The 15,748-nt window shown below is 60.6% G+C and carries 15 protein-coding genes and 2 tRNA genes; 5 read left to right on the forward strand and 12 right to left on the reverse strand.

The features are described from left to right. Positions 1–258 precede the first annotated feature (258 nt). From ampD to B5M06_RS08585, 5 genes are read right to left on the reverse strand one after another with little or no spacing between them, the layout of a single operon-like run. Positions 259–840: a 1,6-anhydro-N-acetylmuramyl-L-alanine amidase AmpD gene (gene ampD / locus B5M06_RS08565; protein WP_054065057.1), complete on the reverse strand. Its 582-nt coding sequence runs from the start codon at positions 838–840 to the stop codon at positions 259–261. Next, positions 824–2,275, reverse strand: a complete 1,452-nt coding sequence (locus B5M06_RS08570; RefSeq protein ID WP_054065058.1) for a sigma-54-dependent transcriptional regulator — start codon at positions 2,273–2,275, stop codon at positions 824–826. Before B5M06_RS08570 ends, ampD begins: the two co-directional genes overlap by 17 nt. Before the next feature lie 23 nt (positions 2,276–2,298). Further along, complete coding sequence (locus B5M06_RS08575; RefSeq protein ID WP_240183896.1) at positions 2,299–4,002, reverse strand: sensor histidine kinase; 1,704 nt, start codon at positions 4,000–4,002, stop codon at positions 2,299–2,301. Between the two features lie 27 nt (positions 4,003–4,029). Beyond that, complete coding sequence (locus B5M06_RS08580; RefSeq protein WP_054065060.1) at positions 4,030–4,260, reverse strand: PP0621 family protein; 231 nt, start codon at positions 4,258–4,260, stop codon at positions 4,030–4,032. Then, the gene (locus B5M06_RS08585) at positions 4,257–5,072 is read right to left on the reverse strand and encodes a cytochrome C assembly family protein (protein WP_054065113.1); all 816 of its coding nucleotides are present in this window, start codon (positions 5,070–5,072) and stop codon (positions 4,257–4,259) included. Before B5M06_RS08585 ends, B5M06_RS08580 begins: the two co-directional genes overlap by 4 nt. Before the next feature lie 258 nt (positions 5,073–5,330). On the opposite strand from B5M06_RS08585, the gene ffh reads away from it, so the two are divergent. From ffh to B5M06_RS08600, 3 genes are all read left to right on the forward strand, one after another. Continuing rightward, positions 5,331–6,722 (forward strand): signal recognition particle protein, encoded by a 1,392-nt coding sequence (gene ffh, locus B5M06_RS08590; protein WP_054065061.1) that lies wholly within the window; start codon positions 5,331–5,333, stop codon positions 6,720–6,722. Positions 6,723–6,920: 198 nt separating this feature from the next. Further along, entirely contained in the window at positions 6,921–7,520 is a 600-nt protein-coding gene (locus B5M06_RS08595) for a C40 family peptidase (RefSeq protein ID WP_054065062.1), read from the forward strand. Between the two features lie 103 nt (positions 7,521–7,623). Further along, a complete protein-coding gene (locus tag B5M06_RS08600; RefSeq protein ID WP_133936507.1) occupies positions 7,624–8,028 on the forward strand; it encodes a hypothetical protein in 405 nt (134 codons plus the stop codon). 72 nt (positions 8,029–8,100) lie between these two features. On the opposite strand, the gene B5M06_RS08605 is transcribed toward B5M06_RS08600, so the two are convergent. The 6 genes from B5M06_RS08605 to B5M06_RS08630 all read right to left on the reverse strand — a co-directional run bounded on the left by B5M06_RS08605 (position 8,101) and on the right by B5M06_RS08630 (position 12,906). Next, positions 8,101–8,177, reverse strand: a tRNA-Met gene (locus B5M06_RS08605). A 6-nt stretch (positions 8,178–8,183) separates the two neighbouring features. Then, positions 8,184–8,260 (reverse strand) — tRNA-Met (locus B5M06_RS08610). Positions 8,261–8,288: 28 nt separating this feature from the next. Then, positions 8,289–9,068, reverse strand: coding sequence for an enoyl-CoA hydratase (locus B5M06_RS08615; RefSeq protein WP_054065114.1), 780 nt, complete (start codon positions 9,066–9,068; stop codon positions 8,289–8,291). 81 nt (positions 9,069–9,149) lie between these two features. After that, positions 9,150–10,898 carry a M61 family metallopeptidase gene (locus B5M06_RS08620; RefSeq protein WP_054065064.1) on the reverse strand — a complete coding sequence of 583 codons (1,749 nt, stop codon included), beginning with the start codon at positions 10,896–10,898 and terminating at the stop codon, positions 9,150–9,152. A gap of 71 nt (positions 10,899–10,969) precedes the next feature. Then, entirely contained in the window at positions 10,970–11,683 is a 714-nt protein-coding gene (locus B5M06_RS08625; protein WP_054065065.1) for a DsbC family protein, read from the reverse strand. Between the two features lie 83 nt (positions 11,684–11,766). Then, positions 11,767–12,906, reverse strand: coding sequence for an FAD-dependent monooxygenase (locus B5M06_RS08630; protein WP_054065115.1), 1,140 nt, complete (start codon positions 12,904–12,906; stop codon positions 11,767–11,769). Between the two features lie 103 nt (positions 12,907–13,009). On the opposite strand from B5M06_RS08630, the gene B5M06_RS08635 reads away from it, so the two are divergent. Together B5M06_RS08635 and B5M06_RS08640 are read left to right on the forward strand one after the other, a co-directional pair. Then, complete coding sequence (locus tag B5M06_RS08635) at positions 13,010–13,897, forward strand: MOSC domain-containing protein (RefSeq protein WP_054065066.1); 888 nt, start codon at positions 13,010–13,012, stop codon at positions 13,895–13,897. 51 nt (positions 13,898–13,948) lie between these two features. Next, positions 13,949–14,254, forward strand: a complete 306-nt coding sequence (locus B5M06_RS08640) for a hypothetical protein (RefSeq protein WP_054065067.1) — start codon at positions 13,949–13,951, stop codon at positions 14,252–14,254. Between the two features lie 139 nt (positions 14,255–14,393). On the opposite strand, the gene miaB is transcribed toward B5M06_RS08640, so the two are convergent. Then, positions 14,394–15,722, reverse strand: a complete 1,329-nt coding sequence (gene miaB, locus B5M06_RS08645; protein ID WP_054065116.1) for a tRNA (N6-isopentenyl adenosine(37)-C2)-methylthiotransferase MiaB — start codon at positions 15,720–15,722, stop codon at positions 14,394–14,396. Positions 15,723–15,748 lie beyond the last annotated feature (26 nt).

A 15,748-nucleotide genomic window follows, 5' to 3' on the forward strand; every position in this document is an offset into this window, starting at 1 on the left:
GACGTGGAGTAGTTCGACGCATGGACATACAAACGCCCCATGCCAGCACAGAAAAATATTTGTGATGGCATGGGGCGCATTATGAATTCCATTGAGAGAGTTTGCGAGGCTTTGTGGTGACTAACCCCCAGAAAGTAAGCCGTTGCATGGGTATTCGATCACCCTTGTCTCCAAGAAGTTACGTTCTTTCTCATTCATGGTCCGTGCATGCTGTGTGATGCAGTTGCGGTGCCATGTCTGTGCATGCAGAAAAACCATCTATGGAAACTGCAATGGCAGGTGCTGCAGCTGTGCATGCAGCAACTCCCAGGCAAAGCCTGCACCGGGGTCTTGTTTGCGGCCCGGTGCAATGTGTTCATGCCCTGCGATGTGCGTGAGTGGATAGTGTGCTGCAAGCTGCATGCAAAGCTGGCTCAGGGTCTGGTATTGCGGAGCTTCAAAGTGCAGGCCTTCAAGCCCTTCCAGCTCGATGCCGATGGAATAGTCATTGCAGTTTTCACGGCCACACCATTGCGATTTGCCGGCATGCCAGGCACGGTCGTCACAGCTGACAAACTGCCAGAGCTCACCTTCGCGGGTGATGAAAAAGTGCGAGGAAACTTCAAGCCCGCGAATGCCTTGAAAGTAGGGGTGCGCATCCCAGTTGAGCTGGTTGGCGAACAGCTGCTGCACGCAGCCAGTGCCGTATTGGCCGGGAGGCAGACTGATGGAGTGCACCACGGCCAGCGTGATGGGCGTATCAGCTGGGCGTGGGCCAAAGTTGGGGGAGGGCTGCTGGCGTGCGCAGGACAGCCAGCCCTGATGCCAGGTAGCTGCGGAAAAATCAGTGCTGTGCGTCATACAGCACATTGTCGCTGTGGCTGTGTATCTCTTCGGGTGACAGAGGAATCTGCAGGCGTTCGATGCGGTAGCGCATCTGGCGCAAGCTGATGCCCAGACGCGCGGCGGCTGCGGTGCGGTTGTAGCCATAAGCTTGCAGGGCGCGAATCAGCATGCAGCGCTCCTGCTGGTCCAGCCAGGCCTGCAGGTCATGCGGCAGCTCATCGTTGCTCAGCTGCGCATGGGCGGGATCGCTGTCGTCACAGCATGCAGCAGGTGTGAGTTCCAGCTCGTCATTCAGTGCAATCGCACGGTGCAGCAGATTTTCCAGTTCACGTACATTGCCATGCAGTGGGTGCTGCTGCAGCTGCTGCAGCACGTGTGGCGACAGGGCAGGCACGCTGCTCATGCTTTCCCCTGCAATACGCTGGAGCAGGGCATGACAGAGCGCGGGAATATCTTCCCTGCGTTCACGCAGCGGAGGAATGGGAATGTCGATCACATTGAGGCGGTAGTACAGATCCTGGCGGAAACGGCCGCTTTGTACATCCACCGCCAGATTACGGTGTGTGGCGCTGACGATGCGCACATCTACAGCCTCTTCCTGTGTAGCACCGAGGGGGCGGATGCAGCGCTCCTGAATGGCTCGCAGCAGCTTGGCTTGCATGGACAGCGGCAACTCACCAATTTCATCCAGAAACAGCGTGCCGCCGCGTGCAGCACTGAAAAAACCTTCGCGGTCTGCTGTAGCGCCGGTGTAGGCACCTTTGCGGGCGCCAAAGAATTCGGCTTCGAGCAGGTGCTCAGGAATGGCGCCACAGTTCACTGCGACCCAAGGGGCATTGGCGCGATGGCTGCAGGCATGCAGCGCGCGTGCCACCAGTTCCTTGCCTGTGCCGGATTCGCCTGTGATGAGCACAGGCGCCATGCTGGGGGCTACTTTCTGGATACGCTGCTTGACCTGCTGCATGACGGCGGATGTGCCCACCAGTCGATCCAGTGCAGCAGACGCATTGAGCAGCTGGGAACTACCGCCGAGGGAGGCAGGCGCTGCGCTGCGCAGTCCGGGGGCGGCAGACGAGGGCTGCTGCTCCATCGCAGAAGCCACCACGGCGCGGAACTGCTTGAGGTCCACTGGCTTGGTCAAATAGTCAAAAGCCCCGTAGCGCAAGGCTTCCACCGCATTTTCTGCAGAGCCATAGGCGGTCATGACAATGGCGCGTTCCTTGCGCTGCTGACTGCGCAGATCATGCAGCAGCTCCATGCCCAGCCCGTCGGGCAGGCGCATGTCGGTGATCAGCACATCAAAACGGCAGACTTGCAGATGCGCGCGTGCTTCGGCCAGCGAGCCAGCAGTCTCCACGCGGTGACCTTCGCGCAGCAAGGTCAGCTCGTAGAGCATGCGCAGATCTGGCTCGTCATCGACCACCAAAATAGATGCAACAGAGGTTCCCATAGGCGTGATCAGATCACAATTGGCTAGAACAAGGAAGGGCTGGATGGCAGCTGCTGGCTGCGAAAACGCACGGTGAAGGCATGGCCCATCTGCATGCCGCGTGCGGTCCAGCGTTCGCAGCGCGAGTACTCGATGGTGGCCCCATGACGCTGGCAGAGTTCACGGCAGATATAAAGGCCAAGCCCTGTAGAGCGGCTTTGGGAAGAGAAAAATGGCTCGAACAGGTGCTTGTGCACAGAAGCTTCCAGCGGCGGGCCTTCATTCCATACTTGCAACCAGGCCTGCTGCTGCGCGTCGACGCCCGACAGCAGTTGCAGCGCATCTTCATGGCAGCCCTGGCAGTGGCGCGCGGCATTGTCCAGCAGATTGATGACGATGCGGCGCAGGTGTTCGCTGTCAAACGCAATATGCATGTGCGCGCAGTCAGGCTGGAAGCAGCCTTGCTGCACGGTGGCGTTCTGCGCACGCCATTCGTGCCAGATGTGCTGCAGCTCTGCATCCAGTGGCAGCAGGCGTGCCTCACCGTGTGAGAGCTGCTGCTGCTGTGCACGGGCAATGTCCAGCACATCTTCGGCAATGCGTGCCAGGCGCTGGGCGTTCTGCTCCACCATCTGGCTCAGACGTTGCTGGGCCGGGTGGCTGAGGTCTTCTGCCAGCAGGGCATTGGCCTGCATGATGGCAGCCAGCGGGTTGCGGATTTCATGGGCCACAGCGGCAGACATGCGCCCCATGGCCGCCATTTTTTCGGTGCGGATACGTGCTTCTTCTTCGCGCAGATCATGCAGAAACATCACGCACAGCCAGGTGTCGGTGGGCTGTTGCTCAGCCAGCTTGTGGGCCAGTGCCGCGGCGGCATCCTGCTCCTGGTGCGAGGCCAGACAGGTGCGTACATGCAGCCCTGCGCTGCTCTGGTTCAGGGTCATGATCTGCAGCTGCTGGCACTGAGGCTGACCGCTGGCATAGGTCTGGTCGACCAGGTCCCGCAGCGCCTGCCAGTCTGGATGGTGCAGGTCGTACAGGCCCAGAGGCTGGGGCAGGCCCAGCAGCTCGCAGGCTGCTGGGTTGGTCATGCGTACCTGATAGTCCTGGCCGACCACAACCACGCCTTCGGACAGGTGATCAATGATCAGGCTGTTGACCAGCGCCTGCATGCGCGCTGCCTGCCGGTGCTGCTGGGCCTGCAGTTCCTGCTGTGCCAGGCGTAGTGACAGCTGGTGCGTCAGGTAGGCCACCACAAAGAACACGACGCACACCAGTGCGGTCTGCACAAAGTCGTCACTGGGAATGGGGTGGCCGTACCAGGCGTGGACCACATCGATGCCGAGCAAAATCAAGGTGATGCTGGCTGTGGTGGCCAGCGCCAGTCGCATGGTGCCAAGCACGGAGACCGTGAGAATCGGCAGCGCCAGCAATGGTGTGAACTGCATCTTGCCGGTCTGTGCTTCCTGCAGAAAACAGACGACAAAGACGTCAGAAGCCAGTAGCAGCAGCCATGGCTGGTGCCAGAACTTGTCCGGTGTCTTGTTGTGCAGCAGCACCCAGCCAAAGAATGCAACCAGCAGATAGCAGCCCAGGCACAGCCACAGCCAGTAGGAGTTGGGCTGCAGCCCGTTGGACTTCCAGGTCTGTGTGGCCAGCAGTGCAATAAAGAACACTGCCACCAGAATGCGGATCGAAAGAAAGGCCTGCCAGAGCCGGCGTGCACTGTGATGGGGAAGTGTGGTCACGTCAGGCAGGGAGCATGGAGTGGATCTCTAGTGGGGACCGAGGCGGCGGTGCTCGCTGCAGCAGTAGTGCAGCTGATCCTTGCTGGCGACGGCATCGCTGGCTGGCAGGTGCAGGCCACAGTGTGCGCAGGTCACCATCTGCTCCACCTGGCGCTGCTTGCTGCGGCGTGGTGGTGGTACATCCTCTTCCTTGCGGCGGTTGTTGCGCCAGATGCCAATGGCAATCATGACGACCAGGGCGACGAGCAAATACTTCATAGATGACGACCCAGCAACACCACTTCGAGCACAAAACGGGAACCTGCATAAGCCAGCAGCAGCAGAGCTGCACCTGCATAGATCAGGTGCACGGCATGGCGGCCACGCAGACCAAAGCGTGAGCGTGCAATCAGCAGGCCCGCAAAGGCAAACCAGGCCAGCAGCGAGAACACGGTTTTATGGTCCCAGTGCCAGGCGCGGCCATAGAGGACTTCGCCAAAGAACCAGCCGGCGAGCAAGGTGGCCGTCAGCAGCACAAAGCTGGCGGTGACAAAGCGGAAAGTCAGGCGCTCGAGCATCAGCAGCGGCATGCCGTTTTCCTCCTGGCTGGCGCTGCGCATGCGGCGCTCTGCGCGTGACATCAGTCCGGCATGCACCACGGCTGCCGCACACAGGCCGTAAGAGGCAATACCCAGCGCCAGGTGCAGCGGCAGCCATGCCGATGCCGAGACGGCCATGGGCTTGCCCGGAAACAGCTGTGCCAGCAGTACGGCCAGTGCCCCCAGCATGGACAGCACGCCCACCACGCGCATCTTGGGGTAGAGCTGCTGCTCGATGGCATAGACGGTCAGCATCAGCCATGCCGTCATGGATAGGGCAGGCGCAAAACCAAAGCGTGCGGGCTCGGCCAGCAGACCATCGGCCAGCGTCAGCAGATGCAGGAACCATGCAGCGCGCATGGCCAGGCGAATGCGTGCATCGCTGAGCCGATGCGCGCCCAAGGCGGGAATGAGATAGGCCACGATGGCAGCCAGGGCCAGCGCCAAGGTCCAGACCGGTGTGCCTGCAAAAAAATGGGTGGAAGACTCCATGTCCGCAATCATAGCGGTCTGCCCTGTGGCATGGCGGCGCTGCGGCCGTCCATCCTTGCGCCTTGTCAGTGCTTGTGTGCTCTTGGCGTTGAAGGGGCGCAGCATGTGCACAGCAGGTAGAATGAACGCCTCGTTTGTACAGGGCTGCACGCGGCACGCAGCACGGGCAGGCAGCAGTGCCGCCCCCTGATCCAAGCGCCGGGCCTGTACAGGCCAAGCCGCAATCGGCGCAGCTTCTCTCATCGGACACACCTGCTTATGGCATCCGCACTTACCGACAAACTCTCGCGACTCGTCAAGGAGATGCGTGGCCAGGCCCGCATCACTGAATCCAATGTGCAGGACATGCTGCGCGAAGTGCGCATGGCATTGCTGGAAGCCGACGTGGCCCTGCCCGTTGTGCGTGACTTCATCGCGCGGGTGAAGGAAAAGGCGCTGGGCCAGGAGGTACTGGGCAGCCTCAAGCCCGGTCAGGCGCTGGTCGGCATTGTGAATGCGGAGCTGGCCGCCACCATGGGCGAAGGCGTAGCAGACATCAATCTGAATGCGCAGCCCCCAGCGATCATCCTGATGGCTGGTCTGCAAGGTGCGGGTAAAACCACCACCACTGCCAAGCTGGCCAAACACCTGATTGAAAAGCGCAAGAAGAAGGTGCTGACCGTATCGGGTGACGTGTACCGCCCTGCGGCGATTGAGCAGCTCAAAACCGTGACCGCGCAAGCAGGTGCGGAGTGGTTCCCATCCACCCCAGACCAGAAGCCACGCGATATCGCGCTGGCGGCACTGGACTATGCCAAGAAGCACTACTTTGACGTGCTGCTGGTGGACACGGCCGGTCGTCTGGCGATTGACGAAGTGCTGATGCAGGAAATCAAAGACCTGCACGCCACGCTCAATCCGGTGGAAACCCTGTTTGTGGTCGATGCCATGCAGGGTCAGGACGCGATCAATACGGCCAAGGCCTTCAAGGAAGCACTGCCGCTCACGGGTATCGTGCTGACCAAGCTCGACGGTGACTCGCGCGGTGGTGCGGCACTGTCCGTGCGCCAGATCACGGGCGCGCCCATCAAGTTTGCCGGTGTTTCCGAAAAGCTCGATGGCCTGGAGGTATTCGATGCCAACCGCCACGCACAGCGCGTGCTGGGTATGGGGGACATCGTGGCGCTGGTGGAGCAGGTCACCAAGGGCGTGGACATGGAAGCCGCGCAGAAGATGGCTGAAAAGCTCAAGAGCGGTGACGGCTTTGACCTGAATGACTTCCTGGCCCAGCTGCAGCAGATGAAGCAAATGGGCGGGCTGTCCACGCTGATGGACAAGCTGCCTACTGAGCTGACGGCCAAGGCCGGTCAGGTGGACATGGACAAGGCCGAGCGCGAAATCCGCCGCAAGGAGGGCATCATCTGCTCCATGACGCTCAAGGAGCGCAAGCACCCCGCCCTCATCAAGGCGACGCGCAAAAAGCGTATTGCCGACGGCGCAGGTGTGCAGGTGCAGGACGTGAACCGCCTGCTCAAGGAGTTTGAGCAGATGCAGACCATGATGAAGAAGATGAAGGGCGGCGGTCTGATGAAGATGATGAAGCGCATGGGCGGCATGAAAGCCATGAAGGGCATGATGGGTGGCGGTGGCATGCCCAAGCTGCCGTTCTGAAGTCTGCGCTGCAGTGCATGAAACCACCGCATGCGCCTCAGGCCATGCGGTTTTTTATGTTCTGAAACTATGAAAAATATAGCTTTCTGCGCTTGATTTATAAGCATTTCAAATATAAATCACCTTCAAATCAAGCATTGATGAGCACAGGCAGCTCATCTTTTTGTGAGCGCGCACAACATGCACATAATCCGGCCTATGCGTGCATCTACCACCACTTCTTCGTTTTCTTCTGAACTGCAGGCGCGCCGGGCCTGGCTGGGGCTGGCGGTCGCTGCCGCTGCTGCCGTCGTGCTGGCTGGCTGCTCCAGTGCACCGCGCTCTGCTTCCAGTTCACGCAGCAGTGCAGTCAGTGCGCCACGCGGCAGTGGTGGTGGGGGAGGCAGCGTGGCACCGGTTCAGCCCTTGCGCCTGCAAGGCGACTTGCGCGAAGCCCTGCTGGCGCGCGCCATGCTGGTGGTCAATACACCTTATACCTATGGTGGCAATACGCCTGAAGGCGGTTTTGACTGCAGTGGGCTGATCCAGTGGGCCGTGCGTGGCATTCATGAAGGGCGCCTGCCGCGCACCACGGCGCAGTGGGCGCAGTCCAGCGTGCCTGTCAAAGGCCGCAGGCTGGAGCGCGGAGACTTTGTGTTCTTCAACACCATGGGCGGGCGCTATTCGCACATGGGCATTTTTGTGGGCAATGGCCAGTTTGTGCATGCGCCATCCAAGGGCGGCACCGTGCAGCGCGTGCGCATGGACAACCCATATTTCGCCAAACGCTTTACCGAGGCGCGCAGCATTTTTGCCTAGAGCGTGCGCGTTTCAGTGCTTGCGTGTGCTGTAGGTTTTGCCTGATAGACACAGCCAGAAGTGTCACGCACCATGGCGGCATGTTTTGATGGAGGACATTGCCATGTCTGTGCAACCAGCGTTTCGTCTGTCTCTGTGTGGTGCTGCAGCGGCTTTGCTGCTGCTGGCTGGCTGTGATGGCAGTCCGCAGAGTAATGCGTTTCCTATGGCTGAAATCTCACGCTTTGACCAGCCTCCTCCCAAGCAGCCGCTGTTTGGCTCCGATCAGTACCTGCGCAGTCATGATGTCATGCCGCCGTCCAAACCCGATCTGGGTGAGCCCTTGCCGCCTGCCGTGCCCTTGACCGTGGTACAGGCCAATATCGAGGTGATTCAGCCTGATGCCAGTACGGGCGAGGCAGCAGAAACCCAGGGCGGAGCCAACCCAGCGTCGGGTATGGCACAGGGCATTACCAGTGCGCAAGGTGATGGAGAGAAAAATCAGCTCGATGGCGGAAAGTCCCAGTAGTTGCAGAAGTGCAGGCCTTGATGCACCAAAGAAAAACCCCGTAGCACTTGCGTGCTGCGGGGTTTTGAATTTTGGTGGTCGTAGTGGGACTTGAACCTACGACATCAGCATTATGAATGCTGCGCTCTAACCAACTGAGCTATACGACCTAACTCTGGTGGTCGTAGTGGGACTTGAACCTACGACATCAGCATTATGAATGCTGCGCTCTAACCAACTGAGCTATACGACCAAGAGACCGATATTGTATATCAATTTTTTTACTGGTTGGAAAAAACTGCAGGACGTTTGTTGATGAAGGCGTCCATGCCTTCCTTCTGGTCCTGGGTGGCGAACAGCGCATGGAACAGGCGGCGCTCGAACATGACGCCATCGCTCAGGCTGCCCTCAAAGGCACGGTTGACCGATTCCTTGGCCGCCATGACGGCAATCTGCGAGAAGCCACAGATGGTGATGGCTGCACCAAGGGCTTCTTCCATCATCTTGTCGTAGGGCACGACGCGGCTGACCAGGCCAGCGCGCTCGGCCTCGGTGGCGTCCATCATGCGCGCAGTCAGTGCCATGTCCATGGCCTTGGCCTTGCCCACAGCGCGGGGCAGGCGCTGTGTGCCACCAGCGCCGGGAATCACGCCCAACTTGATTTCGGGCTGGCCAAATCTGGCGTTGTCCGCCGCAATGATGAAGTCGCACATCATGGCCAGTTCGCAGCCACCACCCAGTGCAAAACCGCTGACAGCTGCAATCACGGGCTTGCGGATGCTGCGGATGGCTTCCCAGTTGCGGGTGATGTAGTCGCCCTTGTAGGCATCAGCAAAGCTGTACTTGGCCATGGCACCGATGTCAGCACCCGCAGCAAAGGCGCGCTCGCTGCCGGTGATGATCATGCAGCCAATGTTTTCGTCGGCATCAAAGGCCTTGAGTGCCTCGCCCAGCTCGTTCATGAGCTGGTCATTCAGCGCATTGAGCTGCTTGGGGCGGTTTAGGGTGATGATGCCGACCTTGTCCGCCTCCACGCGGACTTCGATGGTTTCGTATGCCATGGGCTTGTTCTCCTTGTCGTCTTGTGTGTGCAAAACCAGCACATGACTATACCCAAGCAAGCCCGCAGACTGGCTTACGGTTTACGCTGACAGCCAGCGGTTCACAGCCGCTTCGTCCTGCACACGGAGTTTGTAATTGGACAGCGGTGCACTGGCCTGCGGCAGGGGCAGCGTCAGACGCAGCAGCTGTCTGTCGCGTGCGACCAGCGCCGTGATGGAGGTCGTGCCCTGGGGCGCATACATGGCCAGCTCTTCGAGCTTGCCCAGACGCCAGCCCTGGCCTGCGATCTCGATGCCGTACCATTCGTCGCCTGCCATCATGCCGGCCTGCTCGGCCAGGCCGCCGCGCAGCACCTGCTTGATCAGCACGCTATGGCTCTCCTGAACACGCAGGCCCAGCGCCTGTGCCGGCACGGGCTGGTCGGCATCTGCGGCTACGCCGTGGGCAGCCAGCAGCTCGGTGACAGGCAGCTCCTGCGTGCCGTGCACCCAGGCTTGGAGTTCGGTTTCCCAGCTGCGGCCAGTCAGTGCCTGCAGCACGGTCAGCACATCGGCCTCGCTCATGGCACTGCCCTGGCAGCGCTGCCACAGGGCACGCATCACGGCGTCCAGCGTGGTCTGACCTTCCTGGCGCAGCTTCAGGTCCAGACTCATGGCGACCAGTGCGCCCTTGGTGTAGTAGCTCACCGTGGCATTGGCCGTATTTTCGTCCTGGCGGTAATACTTCACCCAGGCATCAAAGCTGGACTGGGCGACGGACTGCACCTTACGGCCCGGGGTCTGCTGTACCTGGTTGAGCGTCTTGGTGATGAGCTTGAGGTAGGTGGCGTTGTCGATCAGCCCTGCGCGGCGCAGTAGCAGGTCGTCGTAGTAGCTGGTAAAGCCTTCGAAGAACCACAGCAGCTCGGTGTAGTTCTCCTGATCGTAGTTGTAGGGCACCAGCTCTGCAGGGCGCAGGCGCTTGACGTTCCAGGTGTGGAAATACTCGTGGCTGATCAGGCCCAGCAGCTGTACGTAGCCGTCGCTGGCTTTGTCCACGCCCTGGCGCGGCAGATCGCTGCGGCTGCAGATCAGGGCGGTGGAATTGCAGTGCTCCAGACCTCCGTAGCCATCATGCGTGACATTGAGCATGAAGACATAGCTGCTGTGTGGCGCTACACCCCAGAAGTCGATTTCTGCCTCACAGACCTTCTGGGCATCACGCAGCAGGCGCTCGCCGTCAAAGGATGCAGGGGCACCAGCAACCACGAAGCGGTGCGGCACTCCGCGTGCGGTGAAGCTGCTGCTCCAGAAGTTGCCCATCTCTACGGGGCAGTCCACCAGCTCGTCGTAGTTTCCTGCGGTGTAGGTGCCAAAGCCCTGTGCATCGACCTCCACAGCGCTCAGGCCGGTAGCCAGCTTCCAGTCCGGCACCTGGGCCGATGGGCTGATGCGCAGCTGGTGGGGTTGTGCCTCCTGGCCATGCACGCGCAGCAGCAGGCTGGTGCCGTTGAAAAAACCACGGCGCTGGTCCAGCCAGGCGGTACGCACGGAAGTGTCGTAGGCATTGACCAGATAGCTCAGCTCCACAGGCGCATTTGCGCTGCAGTCCAGCTGCCACTGGTGCTTGCTCAGTTGCTGCACGGCAATGGGCTGGCCGTTTTGGCGGGCGTTCAGCTCCTGCAGGTTCTTGGCAAATTCACGCACCAGATAGCTGCCGGGAATCCAGACGGGCAGTGACACCAGCTGTTGCGCGGCAGGTGTAGCAATGCGCAGCGTGACGCGGTACTGGTGGGCATGCAGGTGGTGCAGTTCAACGTGGTAGTGCAGGCTGGCGGTCAGTGTGGGCATGAAGGTCTGAAGTCAGAACAAAACAGAGGTATTGAAAGCAAAACAGGCTGCCTGGGCAGCCTGTTGCGGGTTTATTGTTTGTGCGCTGCGGCGAGGTATTTTTCGACCTCGGTCGCGGGAATGGCGCCGGGCACACGTGTGTTGTCGGCAAAGATCAGGGTCGGTGTGCCAGTGATCTTGTGCTTGCGGCCCAGTGCCAGATTGCGCTGGATGGCATCAATGTCACAGCTGGCGGCAGCGGGGGCCTTGTCCTTGAGCATGTAGTCATGCCAGGCCTGGTTCTGGTCCTTGGCACACCAGATGTTGCGCGACTTCTCGACGGAGTCACGGCTCAGGATGGGGTAGAGGAACATGTGGATGGTAACGTTGTCCACATTCTGCAGATCACGCTCAAAGCGCTTGCAGTAGCCGCAGTTGGGGTCTTCGAACACGGCGATTTGGCGCTCGCCATTGCCGCGCACGATCTTGATGGAGTCTTCCAGCGGCAGCTGCTTGAAATCAATGGCTGTGAGCTGGTTGATACGGTCTTCGGTCAGGTTGCGCTGTGCCTTGGTGTCAATCAACTCGCCCTGAATCAGGTAGTCACCGGTGGCATTGGAATAGAACACGTCATTGCCAATACGCACTTCATACAGCCCCTTCATGGGGGTTGCAGTGATTTCGTCCACGGTCTGCAGCTGCGGAATACGCTCTGCCAGGGTTTTGGCAATTGTGTCCTGAGGCTGAGCAGCCATGGCACAACCCCAGGCTGCGGTCGCCATCAAAGCCGTCACAAAGAATTTCATGGCAAAGATTCCAATGCAAAAAAGAAGTAAATGGTGGTTGGGGCTCGAAGCGTGCAAAAGGTTCCTGAAAGAAGCTTTGCAGGTCAGCGCATGAGCCCCATGGCCTGACGGGCAGCCCAGTCCTTGAGCAGGCCGCTGCGTTCAAAGTTGCGCATGCCCCAGTTACGCAGTGTCTGCAAGGGCGCTTCGGTACGGGTGAACAGCTGCTGCAGGCCATCCATGGCCAGACCCAGCGGAGCCAGACCTGCCTTGCGTTCGCGCTCATAGCGGCGCAGCAGCTTGAGGTCACCGGGGCTGCGCCATTCGCCGCGTGCCTGCAGGATGCGCGAGAGCGTCTGCACATCGGCCAGGCCAATGTTCAGTCCTTGTCCGGCCAGAGGGTGCACCGTGTGTGCGGCGTCACCTGCCAGCACCCAGCTGGTGGGGGTGCGGGCATCGCTGCTGCCGGGCACAGGGCCACACCAGCGTTTGGCCACGGCCTGCTGCAGCGGCCAGCTCATGCGCGGGCCTTGCAGTGTCAGCTGGCCCAGGCTGCCCTGGCTGATATCAGTCAGGGCCTGTACAAATTCGGCTTCATCAGCGGCTTGCCAGTAGGCGGCATCGGTCTGTGCCACCGACCACACCACAGCCACGCTGCGGCCATCGGCACCGTCGAGCGGCAGCAGCGCCAGAATGCCCTGGGGGGAGAACCACTGGCGCGCCACCTGGCCGTGGGGCAGTTCGCACTGCAGGCGTGTGGCAATCGCATGCTGGTCGTAGGGGGTGACGTCAAAGTCCACGCCGAACTCAGTGCGGGTGGCGCTGGCTCGGCCTTCGCAGATGGCGGTCAGCGGGGCATCCACAGGGGCGTCCACCACCTCGACCTGGGGCTGGTAGCGCACGGCCTCGGCCAGGCGCTGCTCCAGTGCGGGCACATCCACAATCCAGGCCAGTGCATCTACGTCCTGCACTTGCGCATCAAAGTGCACGCTGCCGTCCTGGTCGCCGTGCACTTCCATATGGCGTACCGCAGTGGCGTAAGAAGCATCCGGCCAGGCACGCAAAGACTCGAGCATCTGCCTGGAGTTGGCATTGAGTGCATAGGCCCTGACATCGGCCTGTGCCGATGCCGCACGCGGTGCTGCCACCAGAGCAACACGCAGCCGCTCTCGTGCCAGAAGGAGAGCCAGAGTGCGGCCGACAATGCCAGCCCCGCGAATACATACATCAAAGGTTTGCGCCATAGGTTGCACATTGTAGGCAGGGCAGCCCGTCTGCGGAGAGACCTCTGCAAACAAGAAGGGGGCGCTTGTAGGCAATCTGCTATCGGGGCCGCACAATGGTGAGATGATAGAGTTGCAGACCGATTTCGATGTCACAGGCGCCATAGGCGCGCTGTGGGTGTTTCCGATCAAGTCCTGTGCTGGTATTGCGGTGCAGCAGGCACGCTTGCTGGCCAGCGGGCTGGAGTGGGACCGGGCCTGGATGGTGGTAGATGCGCAGGGGCGCTTCATCACCCAGCGTGAGGTGCCGCAGATGGCCTTGATTCAGCCACGGCTGGATGTGGCCAATGGTCAGCTGCTGGTGGCACATGCCGGGCAGGAGACGCTGTCCGTGCCACTGGCGTTGCCTTGGATGGAGACTGCACCGCAGCGCATGGTGCAGGTGTGGAAGAGCCAGGTGCTGGCATGGGATATGGGGGATGCAGCCGCACAGTGGTTCAGCCAGGCGCTGGGCCGGGCTTGCCGTCTGGTGCGCTTCGATCCTGCGCAGCAGCGCCTGTCCAACCTCAAATGGACGGGGGGCATTGAGGCACCGAACCAGTTTTCCGATGGCTATCCTTTGCTGGTCACCACCAGCGCAGCGTTTGAAGGGCTCAACGCCCGACTGCAGGCGCAGGGGCATGCGGCCGTAGATGGCCTGCGTTTTCGCGCCAACATCGTGCTCGACGGGCTGGCTGAGCATGAGGAAGACTTTATCGACACCGTCTGGGTGCAGGCGGCAGCGCCGGTTGCCATTCGTCTGGGCAAGCCTTGCTCGCGCTGCCCGATTCCGAACATTGATCCGCGCACGGCCACCTTCAGCCCCGAAGTAGGGGACACCATCGCCCAGTACCGGCAGGATGCACGGCTGGATGGTGCCATCACCTTTGGCATGAATGCCGTGGTGGCGCAGGGCGCCGGGCAGATGCTGCAGGTGGGGCAGACTGTAGGCGGCCAGCTGAAGTTTGATTGAACCGCGGTGCATCTTCGTTAAGATGCCGTTCAACTTTGGAGGAGTACATCCATGAAATACATGCTGCTGGCAGCCACGGCTGCTCTCACTCTGGCGGGCTGTGCCACACAGACGGCCAACGACCCCATGGCCAAGGAGGGTGCGCCCTATGTGGTCACACCTGACTATGACCATGCCATGGTCTGCGATACACGCTATGACGACCTGCGCAAGTGCGAAGATGCGCTGAAGGCCCTGTGCGGCAAGCGCGGTTTCCTGGACCTGCGCATTCGCCCCCTGCGCGAGCCCGGCAGCGATGTGGACAGCGCTACGCACCGCCTGCTGCAGCTGCAGTGCAAGCCGCGCCTTGCCAAGTAATTCGCGCTTGCCGTGGACAGCAAAAAGCCAACCTTCCGGTTGGCTTTTTTGTGGGTCAAATATGCCTCAGAGGCTTACTACACAAGCGCTGGAAGCTATGTTTATTGCATGCACAGCCAGCGCCTGAACTGTCGGTGGCTTATTCCTTGATGGCGACTTCACCGCGCAGGGTGTAGGTCATGGCTTCGGTGATTTTTACATCCACCATCTGACCAATCAGGCGCTCGTTGCCAGGGAAGTTCACCACGCGGTTGCACTCCGTGCGGCCCATGAGTTCGCTCTTGTCGCGCTTGCTAAAGCCTTCAACCAGCAGCTTTTGCACGGTGCCCACGCGCTCCAGGCTGATGTCCTTGATGTTCTGGTTGATCACAGCCTGCAGCTCCTGCAGACGGCGCAGCTTCACCTCGTGCGGGGTGTCGTCCTGCAGGTTGGCGGCAGGCGTGCCGGGGCGGGGGCTGAAGATAAAGCTGAAGCTGTTGTCAAAGCGGATGTCGTGGATCAGCTTCATCATCTTCTGGAAGTCTTCTTCCGTCTCGCCGGGGAAGCCGACGATGAAGTCCGAGCTCATGGCCATATCGGGGCGAATCGCACGCAGCTTGCGCACCGTGCTCTTGTATTCCATAGCGGTGTAGCCGCGCTTCATGGCCATCAGAATCTTGTCCGAGCCGTGCTGCACGGGCAGGTGCAGGTGGGACACCAGCTGTGGAATCTTGGCGTAGGCCTCGATCAGGCGGGGGGTGAACTCATTGGGATGGCTGGTGGTGAAGCGAATGCGCTCAATGCCGGGGATTTCCGCCACGTATTCCAGCAGCAGGGCAAAGTCGGCGATCTCGCTGGTGTCGCCCATCTTGCCCTGATAGGCGTTCACGTTCTGGCCCAGCAGCGTCACTTCCTTGACGCCCTGGTCGGCCAGACCGGCCACTTCCACCAGCACGTCTTCAAAGGGGCGGCTGACTTCTTCACCACGGGTGTAGGGCACCACGCAGTAGCTGCAGTACTTGGAGCAGCCTTCCATGATGGACACGAAGGCCGATGCACCTTCCACGCGTGCGGGGGGCAGGTGGTCAAACTTTTCAATCTCGGGGAAGGAGATGTCCACCTGGGGCTTGGCCTTGCTCTGGCGTGCGTTGAGCAGCTCGGGCAGGCGGTGCAGGGTCTGGGGGCCAAACACCACGTCCACGAATGGGGCGCGCTTGATGATTTCGTCACCCTCTTGGCTGGCCACGCAGCCGCCCACGCCAATGAGTACGCCTTTTTCCTTGAGGTGCTTGATGCGGCCCAGGTCGGAGAACACTTTTTCCTGTGCCTTTTCGCGCACGGAGCAGGTGTTGAACAGAATCAGGTCGGCCTCGTCGGGGTTGTCCGTGGGTTCATAGCCCTGGGCGGCGTTCAGCACGTCGGCCATCTTGTCCGAGTCGTACTCGTTCATCTGGCAGCCAAAGGTCTTGATAAATACTTTTTTGCTCATCGTGTGTGCCATGCAGTCGCGCAGGA

The organism is Comamonas kerstersii, from assembly GCF_002056725.1.
GTDB classification, from domain to species: Bacteria; Pseudomonadota; Gammaproteobacteria; order Burkholderiales; family Burkholderiaceae_C; genus Comamonas; species Comamonas kerstersii.